The organism is Agrobacterium sp. LEGMi-208b (genome assembly GCF_059511785.1).
Genome location: NZ_CM183445.1, coordinates 1,745,248 through 1,766,373 on the forward strand (window position 1 = coordinate 1,745,248; position 21,126 = coordinate 1,766,373).

Below are 21,126 nucleotides of genomic sequence, written 5' to 3' on the forward strand. Positions count from 1 at the left end.
CAAGCCCGGACCCCCTGTCTTTATGCATGATATTCTTCACTTCATCTCTGCGTGTTACCAGGCGGGAAGCGCCGACCGCGTTCGCTCCGAATTTGCAACGCTTATTCGCGAATACGGTTTCGAATATTTTCTCGTCAGCAGGCGGATGACCGGGGAGCTCGCCTCCACCGGCCAGATTCTCGCACAGCATCTGCCCGAAGGCTGGCTGGAGGTCTACAGGGCCAAAAAATACAATCTCGTCGATCCCGTCCGCAAGGTGATCGGCATGGTGCACAAGCCGTTTCAGTGGAAGGAAGCGCTGGAGGGCCTGCCGCGTGCGATGCATCGCAAAAGGGCGAGCGTCTTTTTCCACGATGCCGGCCGATACGGTCTGCAGGGTGGTTACGCCTTTCCCGTGCACGGCCGTGCGGGCTTTATCGGTGCGGTCTTCATCGGCGGCCAGGACCGGCAATTGCCCTCCTTGCAGGTGGAGCTGCTCGATGCGGCGACGCGCGCCGTGTTCTGGCGCCTGCTCGATCTTTCCGGGCAGGCCCATGGCTTCAGCAACACCCCTGAAGTTTCCGCTCTCGAGCTCACGAGGCGCGAAATGGAGGTGTTGACGCTGATGGCGGACGGCATGACTTCCACCGAAATTGGACGTCAACTATCGATCTCCAACCACACGGTCGACTGGTATATCAACGGAATCCAGCGCCGTTTCAGCGCCAAGAACCGGCAGCATACCGTCGCACTTGCTTTTCGTCATGGTTTGCTGAGCTAGCGCAAACAGGACAGTTCTCGCCGGAATTGCCCTTTCCAAGACCGGGTTTTGCTGCTTAATTCCGCAGTGCAGCAGAAATTTTGTTTTGGCGTGTGGGGAGACCGTCTTGAAGATATCGAAAATACTTGTTGCCAACCGATCCGAAATAGCGATCCGCGTTTTCCGGGCAGCGAACGAGCTTGGGATAAAAACCGTTGCGATTTGGGCGGAAGAGGACAAGCTGTCTTTGCACCGCTTCAAGGCGGACGAGTCCTATCAGGTGGGCAGGGGTCCGCATCTTGCCAAGGATATGGGGCCGATCGAGAGTTATCTTTCGATCGAGGAGGTTATCCGCGTGGCGAAGCTCTCCGGGGCGGATGCGATCCATCCCGGTTACGGTCTTCTGTCCGAAAGCCCCGAATTCGTCGAGGCCTGCAACAAGGCCGGCATCACCTTCATCGGACCGACGGCCGATACGATGCGCCAGCTCGGCAACAAGGTGGCTGCCCGTAATCTGGCGATTTCGGTCGATGTCCCCGTTGTTCCCGCCACCGATCCGCTGCCGGACGATATTGCGGAAGTGGAGCGCATGGCCGAGGAAATCGGCTATCCCGTCATGCTGAAGGCCTCCTGGGGCGGCGGCGGCCGCGGCATGCGCGCCATCCGCAAAAAGGAAGACCTCGCCCGTGAGGTGACGGAAGCCAAGCGCGAGGCGAAGGCCGCTTTCGGCAAGGACGAAGTCTATCTCGAAAAGCTCGTAGAGCGCGCCCGCCACGTCGAGAGCCAGGTGCTCGGCGATACGCATGGCAATGTCGTGCATCTGTTCGAGCGCGATTGTTCGATCCAGCGGCGTAACCAGAAGGTGGTCGAGCGTGCGCCTGCACCGTATCTGTCGGAAGCGCAGCGCCAGGAACTGGCCGCCTATTCCCTGAAGATTGCCGCCGCGACCAATTATATCGGCGCCGGCACGGTCGAATATCTGATGGATGCCGATACCGGCAAATTCTACTTCATCGAGGTCAATCCGCGCATCCAGGTGGAACACACCGTCACCGAAGTCGTGACCGGTATCGATATCGTCAAGGCGCAGATCCATATTCTCGAAGGGGCTGCGATCGGCACGGCGGAATCCGGCGTTCCGAAACAGGAAGATATCCGCCTCAATGGCCATGCACTGCAGTGCCGCATCACCACGGAAGACCCGGAACACAACTTCATTCCGGATTATGGCCGCATCACCGCCTATCGTTCGGCTTCCGGCTTCGGTATCCGTCTGGATGGCGGCACCTCCTATACCGGCGCGGTCATCACCCGTTATTACGATCCGCTGCTCGTCAAGGTCACGGCCTGGGCACCGCAGCCGGATGAGGCGATCAACCGCATGGATCGCGCGCTGCGCGAATTCCGTATCCGCGGCGTTGCGACCAACCTCACCTTCCTCGAAGCCATCATCGGTCACGACAGTTTCCGCAACAACACCTATACGACCCGCTTCATCGATTCGACGCCGGAACTGTTCGCGCAGGTCAAGCGTCAGGACCGCGCCACCAAGCTTCTGACCTATCTGGCCGATGTGACCGTCAACGGCCATCCCGAAACCAAGGGTCGTGCGAAGCCCTCCGAAAAGGCGGCAAAGCCCATCGTGCCCTATATCGATGCGCCGACGCCTGACGGTACCAGGCAATTGCTGGACAAGCTCGGCCCCAAGGGCTTTGCGGACTGGATGCGCAACGAAAAACGCGTTCTGGTCACCGACACGACCATGCGCGACGGGCACCAGTCGCTTCTGGCCACCCGCGTCCGCACCCATGATATCGCCCGCGTCGCCAGCGTTTATTCCAAGGCGCTGCCACAGCTTCTGTCGCTGGAATGCTGGGGCGGTGCGACCTTTGACGTTTCCATGCGCTTCCTGACCGAAGATCCGTGGGAGCGTCTTGCGCTCATCCGCGAAGGCGCGCCGAACCTGCTTTTGCAGATGCTTCTGCGCGGCGCCAACGGTGTCGGGTACAAGAACTATCCTGATAATGTCGTGAAGTACTTCGTTCGTCAGGCCGCAAGGGGTGGTGTCGATCTTTTCCGCGTCTTCGACTGCCTGAACTGGGTGGAGAATATGCGTGTCTCGATGGATGCGATTGCCGAGGAGAACAAGCTCTGCGAAGCGACCATTTGCTACACCGGTGACATCCTTAATTCGGCGCGTCCGAAATACGATCTCAAATATTATACCGGCCTTGCCGCCGAGCTTGAAAAGGCCGGTGCGCATATCATCGCCGTCAAGGATATGGCGGGCCTGCTGAAACCGGCTGCCGCCAAGGTTCTGTTCAAGGCGCTGCGCGAGGCGACCGGTCTGCCGATCCACTTCCACACCCATGATACGTCCGGCATTTCCGCCGCGACCGTTCTTGCGGCTGTGGATGCGGGTGTCGATGCCGTCGATGCCGCAATGGATGCCTTCTCCGGCAATACCTCGCAGCCATGCCTTGGCTCGATCGTCGAGGCGCTGGCGGGGTCGGAACGCGATACGGGTCTCGATACCGGATGGATCCGCCGCATTTCCTTCTATTGGGAGGCTGTGCGCAACCAGTATGCGGCGTTCGAGAGCGATCTCAAGGGACCGGCTTCGGAAGTCTATCTGCATGAAATGCCGGGCGGCCAGTTCACCAACCTCAAGGAGCAGGCCCGTTCGCTGGGTCTCGAGAGCCGCTGGCACGAGGTGGCGCAGGCCTATGCCGATGCCAACCGCATGTTTGGCGATATCGTCAAGGTGACGCCATCCTCCAAGGTCGTCGGTGATATGGCGCTGATGATGGTCAGCCAGGATCTGACGGTGGCCGACGTTGAAAATCCTGACCGCGAAGTGTCTTTCCCGGACTCGGTGGTGTCGATGCTGAAGGGCGATCTCGGACAGTCGCCGGGCGGCTGGCCCGCAGCCCTGCAGAAAAAGGCGCTGAAGGGTGAAGCACCCTATACGGTGCGTCCGGGCTCACTGCTGGCGGATGCCGATCTCGATGCCGAACGGAAGGTGATCGAGACCAAGCTGGAGCGCAAGGTCGATGACTTCGAGTTCGCGTCCTATCTGATGTATCCGAAGGTGTTCACCGACTTCGCGCTCACCGCCGAGACCTATGGCCCGGTTTCCGTGCTGCCCACCCATGCCTATTTCTATGGCATGGAGGATGGCGAGGAACTGTTTGCCGATATCGAACGCGGCAAGACGCTGGTCATCGTCAATCAGGCCTCGTCCGGCACGGACGATAAGGGCATGGTGACGGTGTTCTTCGAGATCAACGGTCAGCCGCGCCGTATCAAGGTACCGGATCGCGCCCATGGCGCTTCCGGCTCCGCCGTGCGCCGCAAGGCAGAACCGGGCAACGCCGTTCATATCGGCGCGCCGATGCCGGGCGTGATCAGCCGGGTCTTCGTCAATCAGGGCCAGGAGATCAAGGCCGGCGACGTGCTGCTTTCCATCGAGGCCATGAAGATGGAAACCGCGCTGCATGCCGAACGCGATGGCAAGATCGCGGAAGTTCTCGTAAAGCCCGGCGACCAGATCGATGCCAAGGATCTGTTGATCGCTTACGCCGAATAAACGCATATCGAAACACCGATTGCAGTATCAGACGCCCGCCTTTCGGCGGGCGTTTTTTATTGCGCTTCGCCAGAAATTCGAATATGCATGTTCGTGCACGTTTATTCCTGTTTATGCATGAGTTTCGATGAGTGATCATTTCGTCAGTGAGCGGCAGGCGCTCATCCTTGCGCAACTACGACAAAGCGGCCGGGTGCTGGCGCAGGATCTTGCGCAGAACTTCGGCGTTTCCGAAGATACGGTGCGCCGCGACCTGCGCGAGATGGCGGCGCGTGGGGAATGCCTGCGCGTTTATGGCGGCGCGCTGCTTTCCGACAGCAAGACGGTGCCGCTGAAGACACGCATTGGCGAGGATGCGGATCGCAAGGCCCTGCTGGCGCGCGCCGTTGTTCCGCTTCTCGAGCCGGGCATGGTCGTCTTCATTGATGCCGGTTCCACCAATCTTGCCATCGCACGCGCGATCCCCGCAGAACTCAATCTGACGGTGGTGACGAACACGCCCGCCATTGCGGCTGAACTGACGGGGCGGGCCGATATCGATCTGGTGCTGATCGGCGGTAAGGTCGATCCGGCCGTTGGCGCTGCGATCGACGCCATGGCGCTTCGGCAACTTGAACTGATGCGGCCTGATCTCTGCATTCTCGGTGTCTGCGGTGTCGCGGACGAGACGGGTCTGTCGGCTGATGTTTTCGAAGATGCGGTGTTCAAGCGGCTCGCCTGCAGCGCCAGCCACCGGATTGTCGCCGCAATTACCACGGAAAAGCTCGGCCATAGGGCAGCTTTCCATGTACATGATTTTTCCCCGCCTCTTTCCCTCGTGCTGGAACAGGATGCCGACCATGCATTCGTCGAGGCGCTGTCGGCAAAAGGCGTGCAGGTTCATTGCGGCGAAGATGACGTCGCTCCGTTTTCTCATGGTCAAGTCTGAAGGATATTGCTGATGAATGGCCCCACGACATTTTCGCCGACGGCCGGGCGCTCGTCCTATCTGACACGGCATAGGCTCGGCGTTTCCCTGCTGTTCTTGATGAACGGCTTCATGATGGGGTCATGGGCGCCCAAGATTCCGGAATTTGCGGCGCGCCTGTCCCTCAGTGAAAGCGCGCTCGGCCTCATCATTCTGGTCTTCGGTATCGGCTCACTGGTTTTCATGCCCATTGCCGGTTCCCAGATCGCCCGTTTCGGCTCGCGTACGGTCAGCCTTGTCACTGCCGCGATCTTTTTGCCGACACTGCTTTTCATTTCCTGGGCGGGCACCGTTTGGGCAGGGGTGATCGCGGTATTTCTGTTCGGCGGACTGACGGGGGCGATGGATGTCGCCATGAACGCCAATGCGGTAGCGGTCGAGCGTGATATGCGCCGGGCGATCATGTCATCCTGCCACGCCTTCTGGAGCTTGGGCGGCCTGATCGGGGCGGGTCTCGGCGGTTACCTCATCACCGCCATTGGCGTGCAGGGGCACGCCATTGCGCTGACGGTCATCGCGCTGGTGCTGCTGGTCATTGCATGGCCGCGGGTTCTCGCGGATCGTCCGCATCCGGAAGAGGAGCGCCCGAAAGGCGGCCTGCCGCTTACGCCGCTGCCGTGGATCATCGGCCTGATGGCGCTGTTCTCGATGATTCCCGAGGGTGCTATCCTCGATTGGGGCGCGCTTTATCTGCGCAATGAACTCGGCGCTTCGGTGTCCCAGTCGGGCTTCGCCTTCGCGGCCTTTTCCATGACCATGGCGGCCATGCGTTTTGCCGGCGACCTGGTGCGCGACCGCTTTGGAGCCGTGACGACCCTGCGCTTCTGCTCGGCCATGTCGATTATCGGTCTTCTCATTGCCGGTGTTGCGGGAAATTCCACTATCGCCATCATCGGCTTCGCGATTGCCGGCATCGGCATTTCCAATATGGTGCCGATTGCCTTTTCGGCCGCTGGCAACATGCCGGGTCTCGCGCCCGGGATCGGCCTTTCGGTAGTCACGACCATGGGTTACTCCGGCATTCTGGTAGCACCGTCGGCGATTGGTTTCATCGCGGAACATACCGGCCTTGCCAGCGTCTTCCTGTTCCTGCCGCTGCTGCATGTGGTGGTTCTGCTACTTTCGCGGCTCGCCCGTCATGCGGATGGTGCGGGCAAGGAATAGGCGTATCGAATTTTGCCATGATTGCGGTAAAGTAGAAGCTCTCATGCGTTGGGTGTTGACAAGCAGGCCCCCTTGTTTCACCTCAATTGCCAGACCTTGCCGCAAGCTCCAGAGATCGCCATGACGTCACACGCCGATTACGACCCGAAGCCCCGCCGCGCATCCGTCGCCGTCGACGTGGGCGGCGTCATCGTCGGTGGCGGCGCGCCCGTCGTTGTTCAGTCGATGACCAACACCGATACGGCTGACATTGACGCTACCGTGCAGCAGGTGGCGGCACTGTTTCGGGCCGGTTCGGAAATCGTGCGTATCACGGTCGACCGCGACGAGAGTGCAGCCGCCGTGCCGAAAATCCGTGAGCGGTTGCTGCGTCTTGGGCTTGATGTGCCGCTGGTCGGCGATTTCCATTATATCGGCCACAAGCTTCTCGCCGATCATCCGGCCTGCGCCGAGGCGCTGGCGAAATACCGTATCAATCCGGGCAATGTCGGTTTCAAGGACAAGAAGGACAAGCAGTTCGGCGAAATCGTCGAAATGGCGATTCGTTACGACAAGCCCGTGCGCATTGGCGTCAACTGGGGGTCGCTCGATCAGGAACTGCTGACGACGCTGATGGACAGGAACAAGGAAGAGGGTTTTCCGCTCTCCGCTCGTCAGGTGACGCGTGAGGCCATCGTGCAATCGGCACTGATTTCCGCCGAACTCGCCGAAGAAATCGGCCTGCCGCGCAATCGCATCATCCTGTCCGCCAAGGTCAGCCAGGTGCAGGATCTGATTGCGGTTTATTCGATGCTGTCGGAACGCTCCGACCACGCCCTGCATCTCGGTCTCACCGAAGCGGGCATGGGTTCGAAGGGCATCGTCGCTTCGTCCGCCGCCATGGGTTACGTGCTGCAGCATGGCATCGGCGATACGATCCGTGTCTCGCTGACGCCCGAGCCGAATGGCGACCGCACCCGTGAGGTGCAGGTGGCGCAGGAATTGCTGCAGGTCATGGGTTTCCGGCAATTCATTCCGGTCGTTGCGGCATGTCCCGGCTGCGGACGCACCACGTCCACCGTCTTTCAGGAACTGGCCCAGAACATCCAGAACGATATTCGCAAGAACATGCCGATCTGGCGTGAGAAATATCCGGGTGTCGAGGCGCTCAATGTCGCCGTCATGGGCTGCATCGTCAACGGCCCCGGTGAAAGCAAACATGCCGATATCGGCATTTCCCTGCCCGGAACCGGCGAAAGCCCGGCTGCACCGGTCTTCATCGATGGCGAAAAGGCGCTGACCCTGCGTGGTCCCAATATCGCCGCCGATTTTGAAGCGCTTGTGATCGATTACATCGAAAAGCGTTTTGGCCAGAAAGATGCGGCGGAGTAAAAACGACCGTGAAAAGGCCGGAATTCCACTGTCATACCTCCTGAACCTCTCGGAGCATCAAAACACATGATCAAAAAAATCGCGATCGTCGCCCTTTGCGGCACCTATCTTTCCGCCTGCACCACCACCGATCCCTATACGGGCGAGCAGAAGATGTCGAACACGGCCGGCGGCGCCGGAATCGGCGCTGTCGTTGGCGCTCTGGGTGGTCTGGCTGTTGGCGGTTCGCCGACCGGTCGTCGTAACGCCGCGCTTATCGGCGCGGGCATTGGCGCGCTCGCCGGCGGTGCCATCGGCAATTACATGGATGGTCAGGAAGCCGAGCTTCGCGCTCAGCTCCAGGGTACGGGCGTTTCGGTTACCCGCCGTGGCGACAGCATCGTTCTCAACATGCCGTCCAACATCACCTTTGCAACGGATCAGGACCAGGTCATTCCGCCGTTCTACCAGACGCTCGATTCCGTCGCCATCGTACTGAACAAGTTCAACCGCACGCTGATCGACATCAACGGCCATACGGATTCCACCGGCAGCCTGCAGCATAACCAGGCGCTCTCCGAGCGTCGTGCAGCCTCTGTTGCCAATTATCTCGGTGCGCGTGGCGTCGACCAGCGCCGTATTTCGACGCTCGGTTACGGCCCGTCTCAGCCGATCGCCTCGAATGCCTCGTCGGATGGCCGTGCCCAGAACCGCCGCGTCGAAGTGCTGATTTCGCCGCTCAAGGGCTGATTGGATGATGAAAAGCTGAGGGTTATCCGCTCAGCTTTTCCGTTCGGCGATGAATCTTGCGGCCGCGATGAGAATCGCGGCCTTTTCGCCATAAGGGGCCAAGAGTTCGCTGGCTTCGGCCACCTGTTCCTGCAGCTTGCGGCGTGCCCAGTCTTCGCCGCGCAACGCCACCAGCGTGCCCTTGCCGCGTGCGGCATCCTTGCCGGTTGCCTTGCCCATGGTAGCGGCATCGGCGGTCAGATCCAGAAGATCGTCGGCAAGCTGGAAGGCGAGGCCGATCTTTTCGCCGAAGAGGCGTAGCCTTCGCCTCTCGGAAACATCGCTGCCGGTAATGATCGCGCCGGCCTCGCATGCGAAACGCAGCAAAGCGCCGGTTTTCATAGCCTGCAATGTAATAATGCCGTCCTCATCAGGCGCTTTCTTTTCAGCGGCCAGATCGAGCGCCTGACCGCCGGCCATGCCGCCAATGCCTGCCGCGCGGGCAAGCGAGAGTACGAGCGCGGCCTTGCGCCCGGCTGCGAGCGGACTTTCATCCGAGGCGATGATATCGAAGGCGAGTGTCAGCAGGCTGTCACCGGCAAGGATGGCAGTTGCTTCATCGAATTTGCGATGAACGGTCGGCTGGCCGCGGCGCAGGTCGTCATCATCCATGGCCGGCAGATCGTCATGAACAAGCGAATAACAATGCAGGCATTCCAGTGCGGCACCGACATAGAGAGCGGCTTCGGCATCTCCGCCCAGAAGGGTGGCACTTTCGATGACGAGGAAGGGCCGCAGGCGTTTGCCGCCGTTCAGCACACCATGGCGCATGGCGTCGAGCAGGTTTTGCGGGCGGGTGATTTCGTCCGCGCGCGCTTCGCCGGAAAGCAGGCGGCCAAGCAGCGCTTCGGTTTTTGCCGCGTTTTCGCGCAGCCGCGTTTCGAAATTCGTCATCTGAGCGTCCATGCGCGCTCTTTGGCATGCCGCGCGAATGCAGGCAAACCTTTTCGTGATTCCAGAGGCGCAACTATTCGACCGGACTCGCCTTGAAGGCGGCAATGGACTATGAAAGGCTTCAATTGGTGCGGGGCTTTGACGAATATTGAGCAGTACGCCTGAAAGCGACGCAGATTACGCCGTACTGGCGGAAGACCGGAGCAGTCCGAAGGTGGATTTTCGCACGTTGGCAAAGCGCATCATCATGACCTTGCCGGCTTTGCTGATCCTGCCCTATCTGCTGATTCCGGTCTATGCGCTGCCGTTTATCCGGCCTGTTTCGACGCTGATGTTGGCCGATCTGGTAACCCTGCAGGGTTATGACAGACGCTGGGTGCCGCTTGAGGATATTTCGCCACGCCTTGTGCAATCCGTGATGATGTCCGAGGACGGGCAATTCTGTTTTCATGGCGGCGTGGACTGGAACCAGATGCAATCCGTGGTCAGCGATGCGCTTGAGGGGGCTTCCACCCGCGGCGCCAGCACCATTCCAATGCAGACGGCCAAGAACCTGTTTTTATGGAATGGGCGCTCTTTTCTGCGCAAGGGGCTGGAATTGCCACTGGCAGTCGCTGCTGATTTCGTCTGGTCGAAAAAACGGATGATGGAGATTTATCTCAACGTTGCCGAATGGGGACCGGGCATTTACGGCATCGAAGCTGCCGCCCAGCACCATTTCAAAGTGCCGGCCGCGAAGCTCAGTTCCCGCCAGGCGGCGCTGCTGGCTGTTTCATTGCCCAATCCCATCGACCGCGTCGCCAGCAAGCCCGGACGCGGGTTGCAACGGCTTGCCGGCCTTATCGAACGGCGCGCCCGCGCCTCCGGGGGTTATGTCGGCTGCGTGCTGGATTGACCCCAGCGCGCAGCTTCAGCCTTTCTTGAAAATATAGTCGGTTTCCTGACGCAGGGTTTCACCCGGCCGCAGGATGGCGTGCGGGAAATCTGCGTGGTTGACGGCGTCTGGCCATATCTGCGTTTCCAGACAAAACCCGGCAAAGGGTCCGTAATGACGGCCATCGAGGCCAGGAACCGGGACATCCAGTTTAAAGGCCGAATAAAACTGCACACCGGGTTCGGTGGTGTGAACCTCAAGGGCGATATCGGAGGCAGGCGAATAGGCGCGGGCGACCTTGCGTTTTGCGCGGCGTTCGGGCGACAGGCAGAAATTATGGTCGTAGAGAACCTGCTCACCATTTTCCTTGCGCCGCATCGGTGTCGGCTGGCGCAGGTCGAAGACGGTGCCTTCGACGGAGCGGATTTCGCCCGTCGGTATCTGCTTCTCGTTGGTGGGCAGGTAAAAATCAGCCGCGATGCTGATCTCATGCCCAAGTGCGGTATCTGCCCCATCGAGATTGAAATAGGAATGCTGGCAGACATTGGCGATGGTCGGCTTGTCGGTCACCGTTTCATAGACCACCGAAAGCACACCGCCGTCGAGAATCGTATAAGTGGCGGTGACGGTGCAATTGCCGGGATAACCGGCGCGGCCATCGGGATCGATGATCTGCAGCACCGCATGGCTTTCGCCATGTTCCATCAGCATCCAGTTGCGCTTGCCCATGCCGTCGCTGCCGCCATGTAGATGGGTCACGCCCTTTTCGTTCAGCTCCAGCTGGTAGTCGTGCCCGTCGATCGAGAACCGGCCGTCACCGATGCGGTTGGCGTTGCGGCCGGGGGTGGCGCCGAAATAGGAGGAATATTTGTAATCCTCAAACTTGTCGAAGCCGAGCACGAGCGGCGGCTGGTGGCCTTCAAGGCGCAGATCCTGAATGACGGCACCCCAGGTGATGACCTTGGCCGTCAGCCCGCCTTTTGAGATGGTGACCCGTTCGACCTTTTCGCCGGTTGCCGTGAAACCGAAATTCTCCCGCGCCGCCGCGTCGCCCATCTCGTCATTCTCCCTGGTATCGTGAATTGCCGGGCGGACGTTGCGTCATTTTCCGGCAATTCGCAATCCCGCATTCAAAGCATGTCTCCCAAAAGTGAGCCGCGGTTTTGGGACAAAGACATGCTTAGAACAAAAACGAAAGCGCGTCGCATGCGTTCGATAAAACGCGACGCGCTTTACGCGGCGAGTTGCCCGATGGCTTCGAGATCATAGGGCGTCGTCTGGTATATTTCGTTGATCCAGTTTCCGAAAAACAGATGGGCATGGCTGCGCCAGCGGTTGAGCGGGGCAAGTTCCGGGTCGTTGTGCGGAAAATAATCATGCGGCAACTTGATCGGCACGCCGGCATTCGCGTCACGGAAATATTCGTCCGAAAGCGATGTCGAATCATATTCGACATGGTTGAACATATAGAGCCGGTTGCCCTCTTTCTCATGCACCAGACAAACGCCCATTTCCTCCGACTCCATCAGGATTTCGAGTTTCGGGTGCTTTTCGATATCGGCGCGGCGTACCTCGGTCCAGCGCGAGACCGGAACCTGGAAATCATCCGAAAAGCCGTTCAGATAGATCGATGAGGGGCAGAGATTGCGGTGACGATAGACCCCGAAAGCCTTTTCCTTCAGCTCGTGCTTCGGAACGCCATGGAAATGATAGATGGCGGCCATCGCGCCCCAGCAGACATTGAGTGTCGAATGGACGTTTGTCCGCGTCCATTCGAAAATCTTCTGCATTTCGTTCCAGTAGGTCACGTCTTCGTAGGCCAGCGTCTCCACGGGGGCACCGGTGATGATGAAACCGTCAAACTTGCGGTGGCGCACTTCTTCCCACGTCTCGTAGAAAGACAGAAGATGCTCTTCCGGCGTATTCTTGGCGCGATGGCCGCCGATCCGCACCAGCGACAGCTCCACCTGCAGCGGCGAGGCGCCGACGAGGCGCGCCATCTGGATTTCCGTCTTGATCTTGTTCGGCATGAGGTTGAGGAGCCCGATCTGGAGCGGGCGGATATCCTGCCGGATGGCCGCCGTTTCGGTCATGACCCGCACGCCCTCATGAACGAGGGTCTCAAAAGCGGGAAGCGTATCGGGAATCTTGATCGGCATGTCGAACTCTCTTTTCCGGATCACGTAAAGAACGTTGCGAAAACAAAAAAACCGGCAGCGGAAATCGCGACCGGTCCCAGGAAATTGCCCTTTTCCTCGACCCTTTAGCGACTTCTTTAAAGTGGCTGCAAGCCGGTCGGCAAATCACCACTGAGGCGTTTCATAATCCCGAAGCCGGCGAAAATCAATATAGGCTGATTTCATCGGGTTTCGGCTTTCCATTTTTGGCCGAGGTGCGATAAGGCAGGGCATGGATAAAGAGCGCTTCACCATTCTGCTTGGCGGCGATGTCACGGTGACCGATCGTCTGAAAGAGGCGGTCGCGGACAGCCGTGTGATTGCTGCCGACGGCGGCATGCGCCACGCCGGACCGCTTGGCCTTGCGCCGGAGCTGTGGGTCGGGGATTTCGATTCCGCCAGCAAGGAGCTGCTCAATGCCTGGCCCCATGTGGCGCGGCAGCCATATCCGGCTGCGAAGGCGGTAACCGATGGCGAGATCGCGGTATCGGAAGCTCTCTCCCGTGGCGCGCATTCGCTGGTGCTCGTCGGTGCGCTTGGGGGTGCGAGAAGCGACCATGCGCTTCAGCACCTTCTTTACGCGGTGGCGCTTGCCGAACGGGGTATCGACGTTACGCTGACATCGGGTGAAGAAGAGGCCCGGCCGTTGCTTGCCGGTTCGCTCGATATCGATCTGCCGCCCGCTTCGCTGTTTTCCGTTGCCGGACTAACCGCCCTTGCGGGGCTCGATATCGGCAATGTGCGTTATCCGCTGACGGATTTCGCGCTTGCTTTCGGTTCGTCCCGCACTATTTCCAATGTCGCGAATGGCGGCCCCGTGCATTTCTCGCTGAAAAGCGGAAAAGCCATCGTGCTCGCCCGCCCCTATGATCTGACCGGAGCCTGACGCCTTGGCACCCCCAATTTTGAAACTCGATGACATCAAGCTGACCTTCGGCGTGACCCCGCTGCTCGATGGCGCCAATCTCCAGGTGGAACCGGGCGACCGCATCTGCCTCGTCGGGCGCAACGGTTCGGGCAAGTCGACGCTGATGAAGATCGCTGCGGGTCTCGTCGAGGCGCAGTCGGGCGAGGTTTTCCGGCATCCGGCCGCCACCATCCGTTATCTGGAGCAGGCGCCGGATTTTGCCGGTTACGACACCGTTCAGGCCTATGCCGAAGCGGGGCTCGGACCCGGTGACGATCCCTATCGCGTCACCTATCTTCTCGAGCATCTTGGCCTCACCGGGCAGGAGCACCCTGCAAGCCTTTCCGGCGGTGAGGCGCGACGTGCGGCCCTTGCCCGCGTGATGGCGCCGGAACCCGATATCCTGATGCTGGACGAACCGACCAACCATCTCGATCTGCCGACCATCGAATGGCTTGAAAGCGAGTTGCAGCAGACGCGCAGTGCCCTGGTGTTGATCTCGCATGACCGCCGTTTTCTGGAGAAGGTTTCGACTTCGACCGTCTGGCTCGACCGTGGCCAGTCCCGTCGTCTCAATCGCGGTTTCGCCCATTTCGAGGAATGGCGCGACAAGGTGCTGGAAGAGGAAGAGCTGGAGCAGCACAAGCTCGGCAAGGCCATCGAGCGCGAAGAACACTGGATGCGCTACGGCGTGACCGCAAGGCGCAAGCGCAATATGCGTCGCGTCGGCGAGCTTCAGGCGATGCGTGCCGAATATCGCGGCCACAAGGGACCGCAGGGCACGGTGCAGGCGACCGTCACCGAAGGGCGCGAATCCGGCAAGCTGGTCATCGAGGCCGAGGCCATCACCAAGGCTTACGGCGAGCGGGTGATCGTCGCGCCGTTTTCGCTGCGCGTCCATCGCGGCGATTGCATCGGTTTCGTCGGTCCGAACGGCGCCGGTAAAACGACGCTTCTGAAGATGCTCACCGGTCAATTGGAGCCCGATAGCGGCACGGTGAAGCTCGGCACCAATCTGGAGATCGCGACGCTCGACCAGAAGCGCGAAGATCTCAATCCCAACGATACGCTGGCGCATTATCTGACTGATGGCCGGGGTGAAAACCTGCTGGTCAATGGCGAACTGAAGCATGTTACCGGCTATATGAAGGATTTCCTGTTCCAGCCGGAACAGGCCCGCACGCCGATCCGCAACCTTTCCGGCGGCGAGCGCGCGCGTCTCATTCTGGCGCGCATTCTGGCGCGGCCGACCAATCTTCTGATCCTTGACGAGCCGACCAACGATCTCGATATCGAAACGCTCGATCTTTTGCAGGAAATCGTCGCGGGCTTTTCCGGCACCGTCATTCTCGTCAGCCACGACCGCGATTTTCTCGACCGCACCGTCACTTCCACCATCGCGCCCGTCAATCCGGACGAGCCGGATGGTCGATGGATTGAATATGCCGGTGGTTATTCGGACATGATGGCGCAGCGCAAGGGTGCTGCGGAAGAAAAACGCAAGGCGGAAAAACAGGAAAAGGCGAAGGCCGCACCTTCGGCCTCCCCATCGCAGGATCCTTCAAAGGCCAAGGGCAAGCTTTCCTTCAAGCAGAAATTCGCGCTCGAAAATCTGCCTAAGGAGATGGAAAAGGCGCAAAGCGAAATCGCAAAACGCGAGCAGCGCATGGCCGACCCTGAGCTTTTCACCAAGGACCCGAATGCCTTCAACACGCTGGCGCAGGAAATGTCGAAGCTGCGCGACAAGCTGGAGGCCATGGAAGAAGAATGGCTGGAACTGGAGATGTTGCGCGAGGAACTGGAGGGCTGAAGGCAATCGGGCTCTCGTTTGACCGGTCCTGCTTCGGCCTTTGACAGAAAAGCGGAATTGCCGTTCTATGCCGGCGTTCGTTTGGAGGAGTTGTGAAAATGCGCATGATTTTCGTCAATCTGCCGGTCAAGAATATCGAGACATCAAGGAACTTCTTCACGGCTCTCGGTTTCAGCTTCAACCCGGAATATTCGGATGACCGCACGCTCTGCATGATCGTTGAGGAAAACATCTTCGTGATGCTTCTCCAGGAGGGGCGGTTCCGTGATTTCATCAACGGCGATATTGCCGACGCGACGCGCACCACCGAAGTTCTGACCTGTCTTTCTGCGGGAAGCCGCGAGGAAATCGACCGGATGATCGCCACCGCGCTTGCCTCCGGCGGTAGCGGCTGGAAGCCCGTTCAGGACCATGGTTTCATGTATGCCGGCAGCTTTCAGGATCCCGATGGGCATGTCTGGGAACTGGTGCATATGACGGAGCAGGGCTGACCTCGGCCATCTTGCCAATCAGGGACGGCGGGACTACACCATCATCTTGATCTAACGGGGTGTCTTTTGTGCTTGGACGCAAAAGGCTGAGAGGCTTGCCAACCCGAAGAACCTGATCCGGTTCATACCGGCGGAGGGATTAGACGGCTTTAACGCAGGCGGCTATTTCCCTATCGATTTTTGAGGAGATACCCGTGCGCCGTCGTCTTTTCCTGAATTCCCTCGTTGCCGCTTCGCTGTTTCTGCCCGGTCTTGCCGTCGCACAGGACAGGCAGGAACTGACCGTCTACACCTATGAAAGCTTCGTTTCCGAATGGGGTCCCGGTCCCAAGGTGAAGGAGGCCTTCGAGAAGGTTTGTAATTGCACGGTCAATTTCGTCGGCGTGGCCGATGGTGTGGCGCTACTCAATCGCCTGAAGCTTGAAGGGGCGGGGTCCAAGGCGGATGTCGTCGTCGGTCTCGACACCAATCTTGTCGCGGAAGCAAAACAGACCGGTCTATTCGATGCCAGCGGCATCGATGCATCGGCGGCCAAGGTGCCGGGCGGATACAAGGACGATGTTTTCGTTCCCTATGATTACGGTCATTTCGCCGTCATCTACGACACGCAGACGGTGAAGAATCCGCCGACGAGCCTTAAGGACCTCGTTGAAGGCGACGCCGCGCAGAAGATCGCCATTCAGGACCCGCGCACCTCCACGCCGGGTCTGGGCCTGCTGCTGTGGGTGAAATCGGTTTATGGCGACAAGGCGCCGGAAGCCTGGGAAAAGCTCAGGAAGCGTATTCTCACCGTTACGCCGGGCTGGTCGGAATCCTATGGCCTTTTCACCAAGGGGGAGGTGCCGATGGTGCTCTCCTACACCACCTCGCCCGCCTATCACATGGTCGCGGAAAAGACGGATCGTTATCAGGCCGCCGCCTTTTCCGAAGGGCATTACATCCAGATCGAGGTTTCCGGTCTCCTTAAAAATGCACCGCATAAGGAACTGGCAAAGCAATTCCTCGCTTTCACGCTGACATCGGGTTTTCAGGATGCCATTCCGGAAAACAACTGGATGATGCCGGTTGCGGCAACCTCGAAGCCCTTGCCGGAGGCGTTTTCCAAACTCGTCGTGCCGCAGAAGACTTTCCTGATGGATCCGGAAGAGGTGGCGAAGAACCGCAAGGCATGGATCGATGAATGGCTTGCCGCCATGAGCATGAATTGAGGAAGAGGCACACCCGCGCATGATGCTGCGTCGTGATTACCGGCGGTCGATCATTTTCGGAACGGCGGCTTTTGCCGCCGTTTTCCTGTTCATGGCGCTCGCCGTTGCAGCTCTCCTGTCCTTTGATGCCGGTGCGTCCGCGGCCGGTATAATGGATGCCTATACGCTGCGCATCCTGCGCTTCACGCTTTATCAGGCAACGCTTTCCACTGTTCTTTCTATTGTCCTCGGCCTGCCAGTGGCGCTGGCGCTTGGCCGGCGACGCGTATTTCCGGGAAGGATCTGGATCATCAGGCTGATGGCGGTGCCGATGGGTCTGCCTGTCATCGTCGGCGCCTTCGGCATCATCACCATCTGGGGCAGGCAGGGTGTTTTGAATACGGCCCTGGTTTTTGCCGGGGCGAATGAGCCTTTCAGCATTTATGGCCTTTCCGGCATCCTCATCGCCCATGTGTTTTTCAATCTGCCGCTTTCGGTCCGGTTGATGCTCGCCGGGCTGGAGCGTATTCCGGGTGAATATTGGCGCATGGCGGCGAGCCTCGGCATGGGGCCGGTTTCGATTTTCCGTTTTATCGAATGGCCGGCAGTCGCGCGTCTCGTTCCCGGCATTGCCGGGCTTGTTTTCATGCTGTGCGCTACCAGCTTCACGCTCGTTCTTTTGTTGGGTGGCGGGCCGGCGGCCACGACGCTGGAGGTCGCGATCTATCAGGCGCTGCGGTTCGATTTCGATCCGCAGCGGGCGATTGCGCTTTCGGTTCTGCAGATTGCCCTCACCGCAATCCTGCTCGGACTTCTCGCTTTTTTACCGTCGCCCGAAGCGGAAATTCCGTCGCTCGGTCGTTCCCATCACCGTTTTGATGGCAAGGGCATTGGCGCCCGCCTCTGGGATGGCGCGGCAATCGTTTTCGTAATTCTGCTGATCGGCCTGCCGCTTGTCGCCATAGCCGTCTCGGGCTTGAGGGCCGATCTGCCGCGTCTTTTGTCCGCGCCGATTTTCCTGCGCGCGGCGGCGACCAGTCTTGCAATCGCCCTTCTCTCCGCAGCCCTTGTCGTGCTCTGCTGCATGGCGATCATCGGCGCACGGCAGGAGATAGGCTCCAGACGGCAGGCGGGGAAACCACTGCGCTTCCTCTCCGCTCTGCTTGGGGCAGGGTCTTCGCTGGTGCTTTTGGTGCCGCCTGTGGTGTTGGGAAGCGGGTGGTTCCTTCTATTGCGGGTCTTCGGCGATGTCAGCTTCTATGCGCCCGTCCTCGTGGCGCTTATCAATATGCTGATGGCTTTGCCGCTTTCCATGCGGGTTCTGGAGCCGGCTTTCACCAGTCATTTTTTGCGCACCGGCCGGCTTTCCGCCAGTCTGGGGCTTCAGGGCTTGACGCGATTGCGGTTCGCCGATCTACCGGTTCTGTGGCGGCCGCTGGCCATGGCGTTTTCCTTTGCCATGGCCCTGTCTCTTGGCGATTTAGGCGCGGTTGCCCTGTTCGGGTCGGAAAATTTCGTCACCTTGCCATGGCTGGTTTATAGCAATATGGGCAGCTATCGCACCAATGACGCCGCCGGTTATGCCTTCCTTCTCGGCATCATCTGCCTGCTGCTTGCCGCAGGCGGCGTTTCACGGCAATCCCAACCAGCAAGGGCGAGCATATGACAGGCGATGATTTTGCCGTTGAGCTGGACAAGGTCAGGCTGCGGCTTGGAACACAGGATTTCGACCTCGATTGCACATTCCCACAAAGCCGGATAACCGCCGTCGTCGGCGCGTCCGGTTCGGGCAAGTCGACGCTTCTCAACCTCGTCGCCGGTTTCGAGGCGCCGGATTCCGGCCGCGTCATGATCGGCGGACAGGACGTGACTGCGCTCGATCCTTCGGAAAGACCGGTCTCATCGATCTTTCAGGACAATAATCTTTTTGCGCATCTCGATATTTTCACCAATGTCGCTCTGGGTGTCAGCCCCGGGCTGAAATTGCGGGTGGAAGACCGGGAACGGATCGAGAAGGCCCTCGTTCGTGTCGGGCTTGCGGGTTTCGACAAGCGCTTGCCAGGCACGCTTTCCGGCGGAGAAAGGCAGAGGGCGGCGCTGGCGCGCGCGCTGGTCAGGAAAAAACCGGTCATGCTGCTCGATGAGCCTTTTGCGGCACTCGATCCGGGATTGCGGGCGGGTATGACGTCCCTGCTTCTCGACTTGCATGGAGAAACAAAAAACACGGTGATTATTGTCACGCATCACCCCGACGACATAAAAAAGCTGGCGCAGCAGGTGGTTTTTCTTGAACGCGGCCGTGTTGTCTATACCGGCCCGACCGCAGATTTCTTCGCCACACAAAATGTGAAGGCGGTGGACAGTTTTCTGAACGGGTGATCGCCTTATTTTCGACGTGTGCCGCTGGCAATCGCTTTAGATGACTTCAATGGCGCTAATTTGCACTTGCCAGTTTCAAGTTGTTGCCCGAGAAAAGATGGGAATTATTGCGTTCTTCAGGAATAATCCGGACTTGATGGATCGTTTTTACCGTTTTGGCATTCATCGCCCGTTGGGGCGAATCTGTTATTCTGGTCTGCAATTAACGGATGATCAGGAACGTTAGGGGCAGGCATAGAGAATGAGAAATAGCATGACTGCACAGTGGAGGCTCTTCTCCCGTTCAGGCCTTCGCCGTTCGGGCAGGATGGCTGCCGCCTGTTCCGTGCTGACCGCGTCTGCGGTGTTCCTGTCGTCGTGCCAGTCTCTCTTCAGCCCGGCCTACCAGTCCACCCTGCGCCCGTCGGATAATCCGCAGACCGTGGAAGAGGTGCAGAAGAATGATCCCCGTGCCCAGATGGGTGCGCGCGAGCATCCGCGCATCGTGGCGAGTTATGGCGGTGAATATCGTGACGCCAAGACGGAGCGGCTTGTCGCGCGTATCGCCGGCGCTCTGACGGCCGTTTCGGAAAACCCGCAGCAATCCTATCGCATCACTATCCTCAACTCGCCGGCCATCAACGCCTTTGCGCTGCCGGGCGGATATCTTTACGTGACGCGCGGACTGCTGGCACTTGCCAACGATGCTTCGGAAGTGGCCGCCGTGCTTTCACATGAGATGGGCCATGTCACCGCCAATCACGGCATCGAACGCCAGCGCCGGGAAGAGGCGGAGGTAATTGCCAGCCGCGTGGTTGCCGAAGTGCTGTCCAGCGATCTTGCCGGCAAGCAGGCGCTCGCGCGCGGCAAGCTGCGGCTCGCGGCCTTTTCACGCCAGCAGGAATTGCAGGCGGATGTGATCGGCGTGCGGATGCTGGGCGAGGCCGGTTACGATCCCTTTGCCTCGCCGCGTTTTCTGGATTCCATGGCGGCCTATGCGCGGTTCTCTTCGGCCGATCCCGAAAACGACCAGAGCCTCGACTTCCTTTCCAGCCACCCCAACACGCCGCAGCGCATCGAGCTTGCGCGCCGTCATGCCCGCGCCTTCGGTCAGGACGGCCAGGTCGGGGATCGTGGTCGCGACTGGTTTCTGGATGGCATAGACGGCCTGCTTTATGGCGATAGCCCGCAGGAAGGTTATGTCCGGGGCCAGACGTTCCTGCATGGAACGCTCGGCATCCGTTTCGACGTGCCGGAAGGTTTCGTCATCGACAACAAGGTCGAGGCCGTTCTGGCGACGGGACCGGGCGATATGGCGATCCGTTTTGACGGCGTCGCCGATCCGAAACAGACGAGCCTTGCCAATTATCTGACCAGCGGCTGGGTTGCCGGCCTGCTGCCGGAAACGGTCAAGGAAACCCAGATCAACGGTCTGGAGGCTGCGACAGCTCGGGCAAGCGCGGATAAATGGGATTTCGACGTGACCGTCATTCGCGTCGGCCAGCAGATATTCCGTTTTCTGACCGCCGTGCCGAAAGGCAATACGCAGCTCGATTCCATCGCCAATACATTGCGCACCAGTTTCCGCAAGATGACGCCGCAGGAAATCGCCTCGCTGAAGCCGCTGAGGGTGCGGGTGGTGACGGTGAAGCCCGGTGAAACCGTGGCGACGATGGCGGCGCGGATGATGGGAACCGACCGGAAGCTCGACATGTTCCGCATGATCAATGCCATGAGCGCAACGGCCACCATTCAGCCGGGCCAGCGGGTGAAGATCATTTCGGAATAGGCCCAAGAAAAACCCCGGAGCGATCCGGGGTTTTGTCATCG

At 59.6% G+C, this 21,126-nt stretch carries 17 protein-coding genes and 2 riboswitches; of the genes, 14 read left to right on the plus strand and 3 right to left on the minus strand.

Features of this window, described 5'->3' with window-relative positions; all coding sequences use genetic code 11:
* The first annotated feature begins 22 nt into the window (after positions 1–22).
* The 6 genes from AC5YUO_RS08550 to AC5YUO_RS08575 all read left to right on the plus strand — a co-directional run bounded on the left by AC5YUO_RS08550 (position 23) and on the right by AC5YUO_RS08575 (position 8,559).
* The gene (locus tag AC5YUO_RS08550; RefSeq protein ID WP_496152988.1) at positions 23–760 is read left to right on the plus strand and encodes a helix-turn-helix transcriptional regulator; all 738 of its coding nucleotides are present in this window, start codon (positions 23–25) and stop codon (positions 758–760) included.
* Between the two features lie 106 nt (positions 761–866).
* Complete coding sequence (pyc, locus tag AC5YUO_RS08555; protein WP_496152989.1) at positions 867–4,328, plus strand: pyruvate carboxylase; 3,462 nt, start codon at positions 867–869, stop codon at positions 4,326–4,328.
* Between the two features lie 127 nt (positions 4,329–4,455).
* Positions 4,456–5,256, plus strand: coding sequence for a DeoR/GlpR family DNA-binding transcription regulator (locus tag AC5YUO_RS08560; RefSeq protein WP_496152990.1), 801 nt, complete (start codon positions 4,456–4,458; stop codon positions 5,254–5,256).
* Positions 5,257–5,268: 12 nt separating this feature from the next.
* Positions 5,269–6,459 (plus strand): MFS transporter, encoded by a 1,191-nt coding sequence (locus tag AC5YUO_RS08565; RefSeq protein ID WP_400817251.1) that lies wholly within the window; start codon positions 5,269–5,271, stop codon positions 6,457–6,459.
* 120 nt (positions 6,460–6,579) lie between these two features.
* Positions 6,580–7,830, plus strand: a complete 1,251-nt coding sequence (gene ispG, locus AC5YUO_RS08570; protein ID WP_496152991.1) for a flavodoxin-dependent (E)-4-hydroxy-3-methylbut-2-enyl-diphosphate synthase — start codon at positions 6,580–6,582, stop codon at positions 7,828–7,830.
* Between the two features lie 66 nt (positions 7,831–7,896).
* On the plus strand, positions 7,897–8,559 hold the full coding sequence (locus AC5YUO_RS08575; RefSeq protein ID WP_400817248.1) for a YiaD family glycine zipper/OmpA-like lipoprotein: 663 nt from the start codon (positions 7,897–7,899) through the stop codon (positions 8,557–8,559).
* A 30-nt stretch (positions 8,560–8,589) separates the two neighbouring features.
* Here AC5YUO_RS08575 and AC5YUO_RS08580 read toward each other — a convergent pair whose 3' ends face one another.
* Complete coding sequence (locus tag AC5YUO_RS08580) at positions 8,590–9,504, minus strand: polyprenyl synthetase family protein (RefSeq protein WP_496152992.1); 915 nt, start codon at positions 9,502–9,504, stop codon at positions 8,590–8,592.
* A 235-nt stretch (positions 9,505–9,739) separates the two neighbouring features.
* Between AC5YUO_RS08580 and mtgA the strand changes: the two genes are divergently transcribed.
* The gene (gene mtgA / locus AC5YUO_RS08585) at positions 9,740–10,387 is read left to right on the plus strand and encodes a monofunctional biosynthetic peptidoglycan transglycosylase (RefSeq protein ID WP_496154833.1); all 648 of its coding nucleotides are present in this window, start codon (positions 9,740–9,742) and stop codon (positions 10,385–10,387) included.
* 15 nt (positions 10,388–10,402) lie between these two features.
* On the opposite strand, the gene AC5YUO_RS08590 is transcribed toward mtgA, so the two are convergent.
* Positions 10,403–11,422 (minus strand): aldose epimerase family protein, encoded by a 1,020-nt coding sequence (locus AC5YUO_RS08590; protein ID WP_496152993.1) that lies wholly within the window; start codon positions 11,420–11,422, stop codon positions 10,403–10,405.
* Between the two features lie 176 nt (positions 11,423–11,598).
* Positions 11,599–12,525 (minus strand): homoserine O-acetyltransferase MetA, encoded by a 927-nt coding sequence (gene metA, locus AC5YUO_RS08595; protein ID WP_400817242.1) that lies wholly within the window; start codon positions 12,523–12,525, stop codon positions 11,599–11,601.
* 84 nt (positions 12,526–12,609) lie between these two features.
* Positions 12,610–12,686: riboswitch (SAM riboswitch) on the minus strand.
* Positions 12,687–12,775: 89 nt separating this feature from the next.
* On the opposite strand from metA, the gene AC5YUO_RS08600 reads away from it, so the two are divergent.
* The 7 genes from AC5YUO_RS08600 (at position 12,776) to AC5YUO_RS08630 (ending at position 21,085) form a co-directional block, all read left to right on the plus strand.
* Complete coding sequence (locus AC5YUO_RS08600; protein WP_496152994.1) at positions 12,776–13,429, plus strand: thiamine diphosphokinase; 654 nt, start codon at positions 12,776–12,778, stop codon at positions 13,427–13,429.
* A gap of 4 nt (positions 13,430–13,433) precedes the next feature.
* Positions 13,434–15,260, plus strand: coding sequence for an ABC-F family ATP-binding cassette domain-containing protein (locus AC5YUO_RS08605; protein WP_496152995.1), 1,827 nt, complete (start codon positions 13,434–13,436; stop codon positions 15,258–15,260).
* 98 nt (positions 15,261–15,358) lie between these two features.
* Complete coding sequence (locus AC5YUO_RS08610; RefSeq protein WP_003520331.1) at positions 15,359–15,751, plus strand: VOC family protein; 393 nt, start codon at positions 15,359–15,361, stop codon at positions 15,749–15,751.
* 45 nt (positions 15,752–15,796) lie between these two features.
* Positions 15,797–15,907: riboswitch (TPP riboswitch) on the plus strand.
* Positions 15,908–15,945: 38 nt separating this feature from the next.
* The gene (gene thiB, locus AC5YUO_RS08615) at positions 15,946–16,959 is read left to right on the plus strand and encodes a thiamine ABC transporter substrate binding subunit (protein ID WP_496152996.1); all 1,014 of its coding nucleotides are present in this window, start codon (positions 15,946–15,948) and stop codon (positions 16,957–16,959) included.
* 19 nt (positions 16,960–16,978) lie between these two features.
* On the plus strand, positions 16,979–18,604 hold the full coding sequence (thiP, locus tag AC5YUO_RS08620; protein WP_496152997.1) for a thiamine/thiamine pyrophosphate ABC transporter permease ThiP: 1,626 nt from the start codon (positions 16,979–16,981) through the stop codon (positions 18,602–18,604).
* Positions 18,601–19,317 (plus strand): thiamine ABC transporter ATP-binding protein, encoded by a 717-nt coding sequence (locus AC5YUO_RS08625; RefSeq protein ID WP_496152998.1) that lies wholly within the window; start codon positions 18,601–18,603, stop codon positions 19,315–19,317. Before thiP ends, AC5YUO_RS08625 begins: the two co-directional genes overlap by 4 nt.
* A gap of 307 nt (positions 19,318–19,624) precedes the next feature.
* Positions 19,625–21,085, plus strand: a complete 1,461-nt coding sequence (locus AC5YUO_RS08630) for a M48 family metalloprotease (RefSeq protein WP_020010815.1) — start codon at positions 19,625–19,627, stop codon at positions 21,083–21,085.
* Positions 21,086–21,126: the final 41 nt, after the last annotated feature.